This window comes from Photobacterium iliopiscarium (assembly GCF_003026395.1).
GTDB classification, from domain to species: Bacteria; Pseudomonadota; Gammaproteobacteria; order Enterobacterales; family Vibrionaceae; genus Photobacterium; species Photobacterium iliopiscarium.
Genome location: NZ_PYOO01000002.1, coordinates 68301 through 83178, shown reverse-complemented (window position 1 = coordinate 83178; position 14878 = coordinate 68301). Strand labels below are relative to the sequence as shown.

General features: G+C 38.6%; 15 protein-coding genes. 9 read left to right on the top strand and 6 right to left on the bottom strand.

The features are described from left to right. The first annotated feature begins 234 nt into the window (after positions 1–234). The 4 genes from lolC (at position 235) to C9J51_RS03725 (ending at position 4537) form a co-directional block, all read left to right on the top strand. The gene (gene lolC, locus C9J51_RS03740) at positions 235–1443 is read left to right on the top strand and encodes a lipoprotein-releasing ABC transporter permease subunit LolC (RefSeq protein ID WP_045039377.1); all 1209 of its coding nucleotides are present in this window, start codon (positions 235–237) and stop codon (positions 1441–1443) included. Further along, positions 1436–2125 carry a lipoprotein-releasing ABC transporter ATP-binding protein LolD gene (lolD, locus tag C9J51_RS03735; RefSeq protein ID WP_045035574.1) on the top strand — a complete coding sequence of 230 codons (690 nt, stop codon included), beginning with the start codon at positions 1436–1438 and terminating at the stop codon, positions 2123–2125. The genes lolC and lolD overlap by 8 nt, the downstream gene beginning before the upstream one ends. After that, positions 2125–3369, top strand: a complete 1245-nt coding sequence (gene lolE, locus C9J51_RS03730; RefSeq protein ID WP_045039378.1) for a lipoprotein-releasing ABC transporter permease subunit LolE — start codon at positions 2125–2127, stop codon at positions 3367–3369. Before lolD ends, lolE begins: the two co-directional genes overlap by 1 nt. 616 nt (positions 3370–3985) lie before the next feature. Beyond that, positions 3986–4537, top strand: a complete 552-nt coding sequence (locus C9J51_RS03725) for an outer membrane beta-barrel protein (protein WP_045035572.1) — start codon at positions 3986–3988, stop codon at positions 4535–4537. Positions 4538–4628: 91 nt separating this feature from the next. Here the strand turns inward: C9J51_RS03725 and C9J51_RS03720 are convergent, their stop codons facing one another. The 4 genes from C9J51_RS03720 to C9J51_RS03705 all read right to left on the bottom strand — a co-directional run bounded on the left by C9J51_RS03720 (position 4629) and on the right by C9J51_RS03705 (position 7278). Beyond that, entirely contained in the window at positions 4629–5294 is a 666-nt protein-coding gene (locus tag C9J51_RS03720) for a DedA family protein (RefSeq protein ID WP_045035571.1), read from the bottom strand. Then, positions 5287–5709: a hypothetical protein gene (locus C9J51_RS03715; RefSeq protein WP_045039379.1), complete on the bottom strand. Its 423-nt coding sequence runs from the start codon at positions 5707–5709 to the stop codon at positions 5287–5289. Before C9J51_RS03715 ends, C9J51_RS03720 begins: the two co-directional genes overlap by 8 nt. A 185-nt stretch (positions 5710–5894) precedes the next feature. After that, positions 5895–6452, bottom strand: a complete 558-nt coding sequence (locus C9J51_RS03710; protein ID WP_045035569.1) for an HdeD family acid-resistance protein — start codon at positions 6450–6452, stop codon at positions 5895–5897. 301 nt (positions 6453–6753) lie between these two features. Beyond that, complete coding sequence (locus tag C9J51_RS03705; RefSeq protein ID WP_045035682.1) at positions 6754–7278, bottom strand: DUF2062 domain-containing protein; 525 nt, start codon at positions 7276–7278, stop codon at positions 6754–6756. Between the two features lie 30 nt (positions 7279–7308). Here C9J51_RS03705 and C9J51_RS03700 point away from each other — a divergent pair, with 30 nt between their 5' ends. The 5 genes from C9J51_RS03700 (at position 7309) to kdsB (ending at position 13451) form a co-directional block, all read left to right on the top strand. Beyond that, positions 7309–9612 (top strand): DNA internalization-related competence protein ComEC/Rec2, encoded by a 2304-nt coding sequence (locus C9J51_RS03700; RefSeq protein WP_107274873.1) that lies wholly within the window; start codon positions 7309–7311, stop codon positions 9610–9612. A 138-nt stretch (positions 9613–9750) separates the two neighbouring features. After that, on the top strand, positions 9751–11508 hold the full coding sequence (gene msbA / locus C9J51_RS03695; RefSeq protein ID WP_045035567.1) for a lipid A ABC transporter ATP-binding protein/permease MsbA: 1758 nt from the start codon (positions 9751–9753) through the stop codon (positions 11506–11508). Between the two features lie 23 nt (positions 11509–11531). Then, a complete protein-coding gene (gene lpxK, locus C9J51_RS03690; RefSeq protein WP_181314801.1) occupies positions 11532–12545 on the top strand; it encodes a tetraacyldisaccharide 4'-kinase in 1014 nt (337 codons plus the stop codon). Then, entirely contained in the window at positions 12526–12705 is a 180-nt protein-coding gene (locus tag C9J51_RS03685) for a Trm112 family protein (RefSeq protein ID WP_045035565.1), read from the top strand. The genes lpxK and C9J51_RS03685 overlap by 20 nt, the downstream gene beginning before the upstream one ends. Continuing rightward, complete coding sequence (gene kdsB, locus C9J51_RS03680; RefSeq protein ID WP_045035564.1) at positions 12705–13451, top strand: 3-deoxy-manno-octulosonate cytidylyltransferase; 747 nt, start codon at positions 12705–12707, stop codon at positions 13449–13451. Before C9J51_RS03685 ends, kdsB begins: the two co-directional genes overlap by 1 nt. Before the next feature lie 93 nt (positions 13452–13544). Here kdsB and C9J51_RS03675 read toward each other — a convergent pair whose 3' ends face one another. Both C9J51_RS03675 and elyC read right to left on the bottom strand, forming a co-directional pair. Further along, positions 13545–13781 carry an RNA recognition motif domain-containing protein gene (locus tag C9J51_RS03675; protein WP_045035563.1) on the bottom strand — a complete coding sequence of 79 codons (237 nt, stop codon included), beginning with the start codon at positions 13779–13781 and terminating at the stop codon, positions 13545–13547. 213 nt (positions 13782–13994) lie between these two features. Then, complete coding sequence (elyC, locus tag C9J51_RS03670; protein WP_045035562.1) at positions 13995–14801, bottom strand: envelope biogenesis factor ElyC; 807 nt, start codon at positions 14799–14801, stop codon at positions 13995–13997. Positions 14802–14878: the final 77 nt, after the last annotated feature.

The following is a 14878-nucleotide window of genomic DNA, read 5'->3' as shown; positions in this document are numbered from 1 at the left end:
TCACTGCCAGTTAATTGTCATCGAATGTGTCATTCTTTAGGTTATGTAATCAAGAATAATATTGATGATATTTGTATTAATTATTACTTAGAGCGTACTTACGAGCAAGCGATCTCCGTAAAGTGATTACCTTTTACTCTCTGTTTTTACATTACATTTACTTAGCTAGATGGTAAATAGAACCGTTAACGCGTATTCTTGATCCATCAAATAAAGGAGTGGTTTTTTAAGCCTATGTTTCATCCTGTATCTTTTTTTATTGGCTTACGTTATTTACGTGGTCGTTCGGGTGACCGTTTTAGTCGCTTTGTCTCTTATATGTCAACGGCTGGCATCACTGTTGGAGTGATGGCACTAATTACTGTCATGTCGGTTATGAATGGCTTTGAACAACAACTGAAAGACCGAATTTTAGGGGTGTTACCGCAAGCGGTTGTAACAAGTGCTGATGGTCGAGTACCACTTTCTGAACATACTCCTGAGGTCTTAAAACAGCTACCACATGTGACAAAAGTAACAGCGATAACACGCGGTGAAACTATCATTCAGAGTGCGAATTCTTTAGCTGCGGGAATGATGATTGGTATTGAACCTAATCAATATGATCCTATAGCCGATCACCTTATGGTTGGTTCATTAAAAGATCTTCAACCGAGTAGTTTTAACGTTATTATTGGTCAAGCTTTAGCCGTTGAATTAGATGTTCAACCAGGTGATAAAATTCGATTAATGGTAACCAGTGCTAGTCAATTTACACCATTAGGACGCTTACCTAGCCAGCGTAATTTTACGGTATCTGGTATTTACGATACCGGTTCAGACGTTGATAAACAGTTAGTCTTTACTAATATTTCAGATGCTGGACGGTTATTGCATTATAAATTGGATCAAATGTCGGGCTGGCGTTTGTATCTAAATGATCCGTTTGCTGTGACAGAATTAGCTAAAATCCCCTTGCCTAATGACTGGAAATGGTCAGATTGGCGAGAACAACGTGGTGAATTGTTCCAAGCAGTTAAAATGGAAAAAAACATGATGGGACTGATGTTGGGATTGATCATTGGTGTTGCTGCTTTCAATATTATTTCAGCGTTGATTATGGTTGTGATGGAAAAACAAGCTGAAGTTGCGATTCTTAAAACACAAGGAATGACTCATCGACAAGTCTTGACCTTATTTATGGTGCAAGGTTCCAGTAGTGGGGTTATTGGCGCGCTACTGGGTGGCGTTTTTGGTGTGATAGTGTCGCATTATTTAAATCCAATTATGGCATTTTTAGGGGTTAATCTTGCTGTTATTGGTGGTTCTTTACCTGTGGATTTTGAACCGATGCAAATTTTGGCTGTTATTGTTGGCGCTATTCTTCTGAGTTTATTAGCGACTATTTTTCCATCTTATCGTGCGGCAGCTGTCCGTCCTGCTGAGGCTCTTCGTTATGAATAATCCATTATTATCTTGTAGCCAATTATGTAAAACGTATCAAGAAGGTCAGTTACAAACTGAAGTATTGAAACAAGTTGATATTGATATCGCTGATCATGAATTGGTCGCGATTGTTGGTTCGTCAGGTTCAGGTAAAAGCACGTTATTACATATTCTCGGTGCGTTAGATGAGCCGACTAACGGTGAAGTGTTTTTTAAAGGTCAGCGTCTCGATACCTTAAGTTCAAATAAACAAGCTAAAATTCGTAATCAAGATATTGGTTTTGTGTATCAATTTCACCATTTGTTAGCAGATTTCACAGCGACTGAAAATGTAGCCATGCCATTATTGATCGGTGGTGTTGCAGTGAGTGAAGCCCGTACTCGTGCTCAAGATATGCTAACAATGGTTGGATTGGATCACCGCTTTGAACATCGGCCATCAGAATTGAGTGGCGGTGAACGTCAACGGGTTGCTATTGCACGCGCGTTGGTCAATAACCCTGCGATTGTATTAGCCGATGAGCCAACGGGTAACTTAGATCATCAAACCGCTTTAGATATTTATGATCTGATGCGTAAGCTCAATGCAGAATCGGGTACCGCATTTTTAGTGGTGACTCACGATACTAAATTGGCATCAAAACTTGATCGTTGTATGCATATGCAGGATGGTATTTTAGCTGAGATTAAGGAGAAGTAATGTTTCGTCCGTTATCTCTCTATATAGGTAGTCGTTTTAATCGTTCTAAAAAACGAAATAGAATGGTGTCGTTTATCTCTTTATCTTCAATGCTTGGTATTGCCGTTGGTGTTGCTGTGATCATTATTGGCTTATCAGCGATGAATGGTTTTGAGCGCGAATTACAAACACGGGTACTGTCGGTTATTCCTCAAGGTGAACTACAAGCGGTACAACCACCATTAAATAATTGGAAACCGTTATTAAAGCAAGTAGAACTGCATCCTCATATTACTGCCGCCGCGCCTTATGTTGAATTTACAGCCTTGCTTGAAAGAGGCGCTAAACTTAAAGCGGTTGCTGTTCGTGGTGTAGATCCAAAAGAACAATTAAAAGTCAGTGAGTTACCTCTTTATGTTAAAGATAATGCTTGGTCACGATTTAGCGCAGGTAAACGCGAAGTTATTTTAGGTCAAGGCGTAGCCACTAAGCTAAATATAAAAGTAGGGGATTGGATCACCGCGATGATTCCAAATACTGATCCTCAAATGAAGCTACGTGCACCAAAACGTATTCGATTACAAGTTGTTGGTTTACTTGCGTTAGGTGGGCAAATTGATCACAGCTTAGCCATTGTGCCATTACAAGATGCTCAACAATATTTAGATATGGGACAAGGTGTTTCTGGTATCGAAATGAATGTTGATAATGTGCTTGATGCGCAACAAATCGTAAAAGAAGTGGGTGATACACTGCCCGTTTATGTTTATCTAAAAAGCTGGACCCAAAAATACGGCTATTTATACCGCGATATTCAAATGGTTCGTACCATTATGTATTTGGTAATGGTACTTGTTATCGGTGTTGCTTGTTTTAATATCGTTTCAACATTAATGATGGCAGTGAAAGATCGTGCGGCGGATATAGCAATATTACGGACGATGGGCGCGAGTGATCGGTTGATTAAGTCTATCTTTGTTTGGCATGGCGTATTATCGGGTGTGCTAGGCAGTATTATTGGTTCGTTGTTTGGTTCATTAATTGCTGTTAATTTAACGCATATTGTTCGAGTAATAGAAAAAATTATTGGGCATCGGTTCTTATCTGGCGATATCTATTTTGTGGATTTTCTACCGACACAATTAGCTTGGCAGGATGTGGTGATTGTTACGACCACTGCCATTGTATTGAGTTTGATTGCCACTTGGTATCCAGCGACACGAGCAAGTCGATTACAACCAGCACGAGTATTAAGCGCAAAGTAATCATTGATGTAAATTATAATATTATGCTCATTAAAAAACGGCGTGTTAAAGCGTCGTTTTTTTTTGCTGTTTGTTATTTGTGAGTTAATTTAAGAATGAAAATGGCTATAAACGCGAGGTTTTGGTTATAACAGCAAAATAAGTTCAATTCATGAGGATAAATAAAAATAAAAATAGCGTATGGAGTTGTTAATAACGAGCAATAAATATGCATAATGGTTATTTTTTAAGCGTAAATGTGATGTTTTTAATGTTGGCGCCACTGTTTTTTTTTATTTCTTATTTTTTTATTTTATGATTTCATGATTATTTTTTATGAAAAAAGAAACCCACGCCAGTGCTGATGCAGCTTGATGTTTTCCTGAACTTTCTGAGAATGGATTATGTAACACATAAATTACGAACACTGTTCTATTTTTTGTGAATTTATATTGTTTAATTTAACATCGTCATTTTTACGTGATAATTTGACGCCACTTAAAATACAAATATGTTGTGGTCGTTATTAGACAGGATTTATCCTGCATCGATATGACAGTTATTCTATAATCGATATGACTGTCATTCTATAAATAGACAGCGATTTGTTAATAAATAAAACAATTAGGAATATATAATGAAAAAGAATGCATTAGGTTTATTAGTTGCTTTTGCTGTAATGGCTCCTGTTGCTGCACAAGCAGCGGTTCAACTTCCAGCTGGTACACAAGAGCTTGGTATTCAAGGTAATGCTAAACTAGGTAGCGGTTGGGATCTAAACTTAAACGGTTCTTACGGTACATTCGTAAAAGATAACTGGGAAGTTGGTGGTACTGCATCTGTTGCAGCTAAAGATGCAAACGATGCATTCAGCGGTAAGATTGGTGTATTTACAGAGTACAACTTTGTTAACTCTACTAACTGGGTTCCTTACGTTGGTGCTGCAACTGAACTTGCTGGTCTAAACTACAACAACGAAGACGGCCTTGAAGGCGATGCTGGTAAGAGTGGCGATTCTTGGGCACTAAACCTTAAATTAGCGGCTGGTGTTAAATACTTCATCAACCCTAACGTTGCTCTAACTGCAGAAGCTAACTACAACATCGCAACTGACGATATTGAGTTCTCAAGTGGTAAAGCGAAAGACAGCCTAACTAACATCGTATTCGGTACTCGCTTCTACTTCTAAGTTTTAGCCCGAATAGTAATAATAAAAAACCCGCTAATTAAGCGGGTTTTTTTATAGCTATTGATTGGTAACTTGATTTTGTAAAGAGAGGTTAAGCGATATTATTTTTTTTAATGCGCTTAATTAACCAACTACTAAATAGACTAATAATCGCGATACCCAAGGTAACAAACGGTGCAACCATTAATATCATGGTTGTTATACGAGCGATATTTTCAGGTAGTAGCGTTAATAAATATCCTAATCCTGTCAGTAATAAGATCCAAGCAGTAGCACTTAACGATGCGAACCGAAAAAAATGTGCTTGGTTTTTGACTCTAAATCCCATAACTAAAGGCAGTAAAGGGCGTACAACCGGTATAAACCGTGCGGCAAACAAAGCCACAACACCATGTCGAATTAATAGTTTATCAACTGTTTGCATTCGATGAGGCGGAACCATCTCGACCCATCGTTTCACTTTAGGTAAATGATCCAGCCAACGTCCTTGTAAATAAGCTAACCAGCTGCCAATAGCTGAAGCCATAATTAATAAAAATACAATCAGTTTAAAATCAATAATACCCATAGCACCTAATGTGCCCGCTAAAATAACAATGCTGTCGCAAGGTAACGGTGCGGCGGGTAGAAAGGCACTTTCTAACCAAATAACAAAGGTGACGCAAAAATAGATCATTACAATGCTTTCAGGGTTTTGTAATGCTGCAAAATCTTGTTGCCATAGTGCTGAAAAAATAGATACAAATGAATCAAGCATCTATGTAGTCCTTGTAGTCAGAGTCATAATTAAAGTAAATGTCGCGGAAATTGAGTAACATTAACTGCCTACGACTGTGGGTAAAACGGTATTGAAAATTAGCAAGAGCAAGATGTGGATACCGTTGATGCTTAGAATAATGACTTGTTATTTGATGTGATTGTCGAGCAACATTGTTGTCATAATGCTGCACGGGAACAAAATTCTTTTTATCTATTTTTGATAGTTGTCGTGTTTTATGATGATTAGTGGATAAAATTACGACATTATCGTGCCAGTTTTCTTCATTATTTCTAATGTTAAATTCTGAGACTTGCTGAGAAGTATATTGATACCCATGTGTAGGCACGGCCATCGTTGTTGTGCTTACTAGTAAAGCATGTAGTAGTAAGCTAAAGAGAGTAAAGTAACTCATCAACAATATCGCTCAAGTATCAAAAACACACTTTTACTTAAATTTAGAACCAAAGGCAATGTTTATTATAATAATTTGTAATGAAATGATGGTGGCTTATGTTTTTTGCTGATGGTGTCTGTTTATATAAAAAAAAGCTTCAGTGGTTAGCTGAAGCTTTAATCATTATTGTGTGCTGATTGTGTTTATTTTAAGAGTGCTTTTTTCATTTGTGAACCAATGAAAATAAAGCTAATGCCTTCAAAAATTAAAGAAACACCCACAAAGATGCCCAATAGTGACATTGAGAATTCAGGGTTATGCATTAAGTTAAAGAAATAAACCCCAATGATTGTTGATAATAAACCACTGAAAACAATCCAACGCCAGCCAGCAAGATGTTCACGGCTACTAAAACCAAACATCATTCGTGTAATACCATTAAATACCATAGTGGCAATCATAAGCACGGTAATGGTAACTAAGCCAATGAATGGTTGCCCTAGAATGAATAAGCCGCCAAGAAGGTAAAAGAGAGCACTGATGACATACCAAATTTTAGTTTTCCATTGTGGAATACTAAATGTGTGGTAAACCTGCACTAAACCAATGACTAAAAAGATCACGCCAATAATTGTTGTGATTGTCATTCCTGCTGCAACGGGTAGGCTAATTGCAAAAACACCTGCTAATGCAACAATAACCCCAACGACAACAAACCACTTCCAACCTTTTGTAAGTAAATTCTTTACTGGATTTTCCATTTTATTTCCCTTTAATCAAAATAGTAATGCTCATTAGTTGGCAGTAAGTTACTACTATTTAATGCTGTATTCTATTTTTAAATAGTAGACTGAACAATAATAATTACTAGGGATTAAGTGCAACTAATTAGCAATATAAGTTTTTGATACGATTATAAGAATAATCAGTGTGCGTGAGATCGAATAATGGTGAAAAGTTGAGTATGAAAGAGTGGAATGATGGAGGTGGTTTCTCAAAAAAACGTAAGTGAACAATAAAACTCCATTATTACGGAGTTTTATTGTTATAACCCAATAACAGCTAGCGCGTTTTGGGAATACGGAATTTACGTTTATTCCAACTGCGTACGACTGAATAGCGCCATAGCCATCGAATGCCGAAATAGCCGATGGATGCACTTAATACACTACAAATAAAGCATCCTAATAAGAATGGGGGACCAATTTGACTCATTTGATTTAATAGGAAATCCCATGTTAATTCAAAATGAAAGCCAACATCAGGGCTATGCAATACCCAAGCACCTAGCTTGTAAGCGCCATAGAAGAGTACTGGCATTGTTACCGGGTTACTGACCCAGACTAGTGCAACAGATAGCGGTAAATTTACACCAAACATAATAGCTAAACCTGCCGCCATTAACATTTGACTTGGAAGAGGAACAAAAGCCATGAATAGCCCAACAGCAAATGCACCAGACGCAGAGCGACGGTTTAAACACCATAAGTTCGGGTTATAAAGTACATTGCCAAATATTTTCAACGCTTTTTGGCGTTTAATTACTTCATGGCTAGGCAAAAATTTTTTAATGAAATGTCTTGGCATAATGATTTTTTTTTGACTGGCTAAGGCCATATGGTTCAAATATTTATAGCGAGTATCAGCGGTTATCTATCGTTACATTTTTTCAACACTTTGCCACCGTATTGGTTTTTACTATTAATAATAGTTTTTGGTGCCATTATGTTTATGGTGTATCGAAGTGTCGTTTTTATTTGCTTTTCACTGGCTATATTCTTGGCTGTTTTTGATGCGAATCAATATATTAACAATATTGATAACATACCAACAAACAGCTCTAATACTACCATAGATGTAAGCATTAGTACGCTTTTTAATGAAAATATACCCTCTGAGTATTTTGAGGCAAAGGTACTGAATTTATCGTCGTCAAATATTGATTTTGTGTCTCCATTGAGAGTGATGGTTTTTTGGAAAGATGCACCCATATTAAAACAGGGACAAATATGGCGTTTGCCGGTTAGATTGAGTCGTATTGTTGGGCGTGTTAACCAAGCAGGCTTTGATCGTGAACAACATGCATTAAGTCGTGGTCTTCATGGCCGTGCTGTTGTCACTTCGGGTAAGGTTTTGCCAACGCAACTATCTTCTTCGATGTCATTACGTCAACAATGGTTAGATAAGGTGACACCATTATTAAAAAACACCGATCATCAAAGTTATTTAACCGCTTTAACTTTTGGTTTGCGGGATGGACTTGAGGCGCAGGACTGGATTGATTTGCGTGATAGTGGGTTGGCGCATTTATTAGCTATTTCAGGATTGCATATTGGGTTGGCGATGCTTATCGGGTGGTGGATAGGTTATTTATTACGATTATGTTTACCGCAAACGGGTTATTGGTTATGGCTACCTTTGTTGTGCGGGTTGTTATTTGCTTTTGGATACGCATGGCTTGCAGGATTTAGCTTACCGACAATTCGTGCGTTATTAATGTGCTTAATCGTGGGTGTTTTACGCATTACAGCAATTAATTGGCGACCTTGGCAAATCTTATTAGTCACGTTAGGTTTGTGTTTGTCATGGGATCCTTTTGTGAGTTATAGCGCAGGATTCTGGCTCTCATTTGGTGCCGTTATTATCTTTTTAGTCATGGTTATTATTGGTAATTCATCTGCGTTAGCTGATTTATCTTGGCAACAACGATGGTATCAACACTTAAAGCAGTTGTGCAAAGTACAAGGGTATTTATTGTTATTAATGTTGCCTATGCAGTGGTGGTGGTTTGGTGGCGTGTCTTTGGCCGCGCCATTGACTAATTTGATAGCAGTACCTTGGCTTAGTTTTATTACCGTACCGTTAGTATTGATTGGCGTTATAACAGTATGGTGGCCAGCATTATCATCCTTTTTTTGGTTATTCGCTGATTATTCATTAACACCTATTTTACATATTGCGGCGTGGAGCCATGGTGCATGGATGATGTTGCCCGCATCAATAACACCATTATTGGTCACTATTGCTGTCATGACTGTGGTGTGGTCATTATTACCTTTACTCTATTTTCGTTGGTTTTATATCAGTGTTATTTTTATTGTTGTTAGTTGGTGGTGGGAAAATAATAATGAAAAAAAGAACCAGCCATTGTGGGTGATGACCGTATTAGACGTTGGGCATGGTTTAGCTATTTTAATAGAAAAACAGCAGCGGGTATTTATTTATGATACCGGTAATGCTTGGGATGGAAAAAGTATTGCTCAGTCAGTCATCGAGCCAATATTAGCTCATAAAGGAATATCAGCTATTGATGGGTTGGTTTTAAGCCATTCTGATAATGATCATGCTGGTGGCAGTGATTATCTTATACAACGTTATCAACCACGAGATAAGTACAGTAGTGATCAGCGTGATGGTTTTTCAGCTTGCATTATGGGACAGAAATGGCAATGGCAGGGGCTTGAGTTCTCAGTTAAATGGCCACCAAAGACGATGTCACGAGCAAAAAACTCAGATTCTTGTGTTATCCATATTCAAGCGGTGAGTGGTGAAGGCCCCAGTGTATTATTAACTGGAGATATTGATGCAAAATCTGAATTAGTGATGTTAACGCAAGTACAGACTGAGCCTGCTGATATTCTTGTTGTGCCACATCATGGCAGTAGTACCTCATCAACACAAACTTTGCTTGATAGTATTCAACCATCAGCAGCAATTGTATCGATTGGTTATTTTAATCCTTGGGGCTTACCGTCGGCAGCGATCAAAAGGCGTTATCAAGCCAATAATATTGGTTGGTTCAGTACTCAAGACAGTGGTCAAGTGACAGTAACCATTAATCAGAATAACTATCATATAAAACAACAACGTTATCATTATTCTAGAGCATGGTATCGGCCACAATGGCTAGCTAAAGAATAAAATGACAGTTAATGATTACTCAATGTCGTTTTTATGAGCATAAAAAGCCGTTTAAGAAAAAAGGATTGTGGACAAATTTGGTTGATAGCAATGTTAAGGGTAGAATAGAGAGATTGTATTTTATCAAAATTGGCATTCATGACGCAATTAACAGAAAAATCAACCAAAGATACTTATAAAAGACTGTGGCCTTATATCAAGATCTATAAAGCAGGTATTATTGTCGCTGTTATTGCGCTAATTATTAATGCGGCTGGTGATACCTTGATGTTGTCGATGATTAAACCGTTACTTGATAAAAGTTTTGGCGGTTTTGATAGTATGGATTCTGGTTTTCTTGCCATGATGCCTATCTATCTTGTTGGCTTAATGATCATGCGTGGTGCCAGTGGTTTTGTATCAACCTACTGTTTATCATGGGTTTCTGGCAATGTTGTAATGAACCTTCGCCGAAAACTATTTCAACATTTCATGAGAATGCCCGTTGCGTTCTTTGATAAAGAAGCCTCTGGCGCATTATTATCGCGCATTACTTATGACTCCGAACAAGTCGCTTCTGCAACCAGCAGCGCGTTAGTTAGTATTGTTCGTGAAGGGGCATCGATCATTGGCTTAATGGTATTGATGTTTTGGAATAGCTGGCAGTTATCGGCTATTTTGATTGTGATTGCCCCCGTGGTTGCCATTAGCATTAGTATTGTTTCAAAACGATTCCGTAAAATCTCACGCAGTATGCAAGATGCGATGGGGTCAGTGACGTCGTCTGCTGAACAAATGCTAAAAGGCCATAAAGTCGTACTAAGTTATGGTGGGCAGCAGGTTGAGAAAGAACGTTTTGATGATGTAAGTAACTTAATGCGTCGTCAAACCATGAAACTAGTGTCTGCACAGGCGATAGCGAACCCGATTATCCAGCTTATTGCTTCTTCAGCATTGGTTGTGGTGCTGATTCTTGCTAATACACCGTCATTACGTGATTCACTAACACCGGGTACTTTTGCCGTGGTATTTGGTGCGATGTTTGGTTTAATGCGCCCACTTAAATCTTTGACCAGTGTTACCTCTCAATTCCAACGTGGTATGGCAGCGTGTCATACACTGTTTGATTTGATGGATTTAGAAACTGAAAAAGATCACGGTAAGCACGAAGTTAAGCGCGTTAAAGGTGATGTTTCTGTAAAAGATGTGACGTTCACTTACCCAACCAAAGACACGCCAGCATTACGCAATGTTAGCTTTGAACTTCCTGCGGGTAAAACCGTTGCGCTTGTTGGTCGTTCAGGATCGGGTAAAAGTACCATTGCTAATTTGTTGACGCGTTTTTATGACATTGATTCTGGTGATTTGCGTTTAGACGGTGTTGCTCTACAAGATTACACCTTATTTAATTTACGCTCTCAAGTTGCGGTCGTTTCACAAAATGTGCATTTATTTAATGACACAATTGCGAACAATATTGCCTATGCGAGCGGCAATGAATATACCCGCGCTGATATTGAACGAGTAGCAGAGCTTGCTTATGCGATGGACTTTATTAAGGACATGCAGCATGGACTTGATACTATTATTGGTGAAAATGGCGTGAGTTTGTCTGGTGGTCAACGTCAACGTCTTGCTATTGCTCGTGCGTTGCTACGTAATGCGCCGGTGCTAGTACTTGATGAAGCAACATCAGCGTTGGATACTGAATCTGAGCGTGCGATTCAACGCGCACTGGATGAATTACAAAAAGATCGCACTGTGTTAGTCATTGCTCACCGTTTATCTACGATTGAAAATGCTGATCAGATCTTAGTGGTCGATGATGGTGAAATTATTGAACGTGGTACACATGGTGAGTTAATTAGCCTTAATGGTGCTTATGCGCAACTTCATCGTATTCAATTTGGTGATTAATCGTGGCGGCTCTCATTGAAGCAATGTGGTATCAACTAGCACCTAAAGGTAAAGCTCGAATTGTTTATTTTCTGTTGTGGCCACTATTGTGGCCCCTCAGTCAACTGTTTGGCGTGATTAGTCGTCGTAAACGGCAGCAGTATGTTGACGGTAAAAAAGTAGCATATCGAGCGCCAGTACCCGTGGTTATTGTTGGTAATATCACCGCTGGTGGCAATGGCAAAACGCCAGTAGTGGTATGGTTGGTTGAACAACTCTTGACGCAAGGATTAAAACCTGGCGTTGTTTCACGTGGTTATGGTGGTAAAGCACCTTATTATCCGTATTTTGTCGAGAGTGATACCGATACCGATATTGCAGGGGATGAGCCTGTTTTAATTCGTCGTCGAACAGGTGTTCCCGTTGCGGTTGCACCTGTTCGAAGTGATGCAGTAAAGTTACTGTTAAAACATGATGTTGACGTTATTATTACTGATGATGGTTTACAGCACTATGCGCTTTCACGCGATATTGAAGTCGTTGTGATTGATGGTAAACGCCGATTTGGTAATCAGCAATTATTACCATTAGGCCCATTGCGAGAATCATGTCAGCGTCTGAATGAGGTTGATTTTCGGATTTGTAATGGTGGTGTTGCTCACGCTAATGAAGCGACAATGCATTTATCACCATCAGAATTAATTAATATTAAAACCGGTGCCCGTTGTGCGGCTACATCGCTAGCGTCGGTCGTTGCAATGGCAGGTATTGGTCATCCACCACGATTTTTTGCGACATTGAATGCGTTAGGTGTAAAGCCTGTGGTGTGCCAGCCTTTTGCTGATCATCAAGCATTTACTCAACAAACATTATTAGATTTAGCCCAACAAGGGCAACATTTGGTTATGACTGAAAAAGATGCAGTAAAATGTTACTCATTTGCGGAGGATAATTGGTGGTATCTGCCTGTTGATGCAGTTATCTCTGAGCCACAAGCATCAGCCATAATTAAACAGATTATAGAGGTTAAGGAAAAGTATGGATCACCGTCTGCTTGAAATTGTTGCTTGCCCTGTATGTAAAGGCAAATTGAATTTCGATAAAGAAAAAAATGAATTAGTGTGTAAGTTTGATCGTCTTGCTTATCCTATCGATGACGGTATTCCTGTTCTACTTGATTCAGAAGCACGTACATTAAGTTCTGACGAGGTTAAGTAATGGCCTTTACTGTGATTATTCCTGCACGTTATCAATCAACACGTTTACCCGGTAAACCGTTAGCTGATATTGCAGGTAAACCGATGGTGCAATGGGTTTACGAACAAGCATGTAAATCTGGCGCTGATCAAGTTATTGTTGCGACAGATGATCAACGTATTGTCGATGTGGTACAAGGGTTTGGTGGTGAGGTGTGTTTAACCCGTACTGATCATCAATCAGGTACTGAGCGTTTGGCTGAGGTGGTTGCGAAATATCAACTTGCTGATGATCATATTGTGGTGAATGTGCAAGGTGATGAGCCGCTCATTCCAGATACAATTATTCGTCAAGTTGCTGACAATATTGCTAACTTTAATGCACCGATGGCGACATTAGCCGTTGAAATTGATCATCATGATGAAATCTTTAATCCGAATGCGGTAAAAGTGGTGACGGATAAAGATGGTTATGCATTGTATTTTAGCCGTGCTGCTATCCCTTGGGATCGTGATAACTTTGCTCAACAACCACGCATTGTTCATCATAATCTACTGCGCCATATTGGTATTTATGCTTATCGTGCTGGGTTTATTAATACTTATATTAATTGGCAGCCAAGCCCGTTAGAGCAAATTGAATCACTAGAGCAACTTCGTGTGCTTTGGTATGGTGAGAAAATTCATGTTGATGTTGCGATTGATGCACCACCAGCAGGGGTTGATACCTTAGAAGATTTAGAAAAAGTGCGGCAGTTAGTTAGCTAATAAAACAGTTAGTCTGTGACTATCGTCTTAGTATAATAAAAAACCGAGTATTATTTACTCGGTTTTTTTATGTCTAGATAAACCCTAAATGGATTATTCAGCAGTTTTTACACGAATGCGACTTTTATCAACCAACATTTCATGAAGTGCTTTCATAGCGCGCGTTGCTTGCTCATCATCAGCCATTTCAACAAATGCAAATCCTTTTGATTTGCCTGTTTTTTCGTCTAATACAAGGTTACAAGCACTAATTTTACCAAATTCTTCAAACATTTTATGAATTTGAACTTCAGTTGTGCTGCGAGAAAGGTTACGGATTAAAAGTTTCATGAATTAAATTCTTTCTTAAGTAGTAAGTCATCATTTTATCATGAAATACAGTAAAGCATGCTGAGATTAAAGTGAAATTATAAGATAAAAACGTATTTTAAAATGGTACGAACTTAATAGTTATGCAAAGAGTAAGATGATTTTAAAAAAGCCAGTACGGATAATGCCGTAGCTGGCTTTAAAATAATTAACTAAAACATGACATTGAAAAACCTATAATGTCTCAGGTTTTACTTTTTCTGCTTGTAGATGTTCAGTTTCTGGGTTTAATAGCTTGCTGGTTATGCGTTGCCATAACTGCCCTAAACGCTCATGTTCAACAATTTCTATCTGAGTAAGGAATCGTGCATCAGGAACAAAATCACGTATTTGATTACTGGCCCTAAAGTTCGTTGGTGCAGGAATAGGGTGTAATCCAGCTTGATGGAAATAGTAAAGCGCGCGTGACATTTGACTGGCTGATGTTACTAAAATCATATTTTTATCTTTAACAACATCCGCCGCTTGGAAGGCTTCTTCTTTGGTGTCCTTTGTTGATTCAAATAATAGAATATCTCGTTTATTGACCCCCAATGCGATAGCCAAATGCGCCATTAACCGTGCGTGGCTAATACCATGAGAAGCTAAACCCCCAAAGCCAGAGAGAATTAACTTAGCATCAGGATACATGCGGAAGATACGAATACCTTCAACTAAGCGTGTAATCGCTGTTGGCGATAATTCTGAGGTAATTGGAAAGGTTTTATCAATGACTTGGCCACTGCCTAATACCATGACATAACTGATTGGTTTGGTGGTATTCACAAAGGCGGCATTTTCTTGCTCTAATGGGCGTAGTAATGCGGTTGTGAGAGGTTGGAATGAACATAGAAAAATACCAATTAAGGAAATACTCACCAAGATAGAGGCTAATTTTTTTCGACGTGTAAACCACAACACGCATAAACCTATAATGCCCACTAATAATAGAAACGGTAGCGGCATCAGTAGCGCTGATATGATTTTTTTAAGTATAAACATAATATGTCGTCCGAAATTTCAGCAGTTGAGCCCTAAAATCGATCACAAGCCTTTATTCCTTTACTGCTTGTGAGAAA

Excerpts from the sequence above, each read along its gene's own strand:
- lolC (WP_045039377.1), top strand. The coding sequence starts at position 235 with ATGTTTCATCCTGTATCTTTTTTTATTGGCTTACGTTATTTACGTGGT.
- lolD (WP_045035574.1), top strand. The coding sequence starts at position 1,436 with ATGAATAATCCATTATTATCTTGTAGCCAATTATGTAAAACGTATCAA.
- lolE (WP_045039378.1), top strand. The coding sequence starts at position 2,125 with ATGTTTCGTCCGTTATCTCTCTATATAGGTAGTCGTTTTAATCGTTCT.
- C9J51_RS03725 (WP_045035572.1), top strand. The coding sequence starts at position 3,986 with ATGAAAAAGAATGCATTAGGTTTATTAGTTGCTTTTGCTGTAATGGCT.
- C9J51_RS03720 (WP_045035571.1), bottom strand. The coding sequence starts at position 5,294 with ATGCTTGATTCATTTGTATCTATTTTTTCAGCACTATGGCAACAAGAT.
- C9J51_RS03715 (WP_045039379.1), bottom strand. The coding sequence starts at position 5,709 with ATGAGTTACTTTACTCTCTTTAGCTTACTACTACATGCTTTACTAGTA.
- C9J51_RS03710 (WP_045035569.1), bottom strand. The coding sequence starts at position 6,452 with ATGGAAAATCCAGTAAAGAATTTACTTACAAAAGGTTGGAAGTGGTTT.
- C9J51_RS03705 (WP_045035682.1), bottom strand. The coding sequence starts at position 7,278 with ATGCCAAGACATTTCATTAAAAAATTTTTGCCTAGCCATGAAGTAATT.
- C9J51_RS03700 (WP_107274873.1), top strand. The coding sequence starts at position 7,309 with ATGGTTCAAATATTTATAGCGAGTATCAGCGGTTATCTATCGTTACAT.
- msbA (WP_045035567.1), top strand. The coding sequence starts at position 9,751 with ATGACGCAATTAACAGAAAAATCAACCAAAGATACTTATAAAAGACTG.
- lpxK (WP_181314801.1), top strand. The coding sequence starts at position 11,532 with ATGTGGTATCAACTAGCACCTAAAGGTAAAGCTCGAATTGTTTATTTT.
- C9J51_RS03685 (WP_045035565.1), top strand. The coding sequence starts at position 12,526 with ATGGATCACCGTCTGCTTGAAATTGTTGCTTGCCCTGTATGTAAAGGC.
- kdsB (WP_045035564.1), top strand. The coding sequence starts at position 12,705 with ATGGCCTTTACTGTGATTATTCCTGCACGTTATCAATCAACACGTTTA.
- C9J51_RS03675 (WP_045035563.1), bottom strand. The coding sequence starts at position 13,781 with ATGAAACTTTTAATCCGTAACCTTTCTCGCAGCACAACTGAAGTTCAA.
- elyC (WP_045035562.1), bottom strand. The coding sequence starts at position 14,801 with ATGTTTATACTTAAAAAAATCATATCAGCGCTACTGATGCCGCTACCG.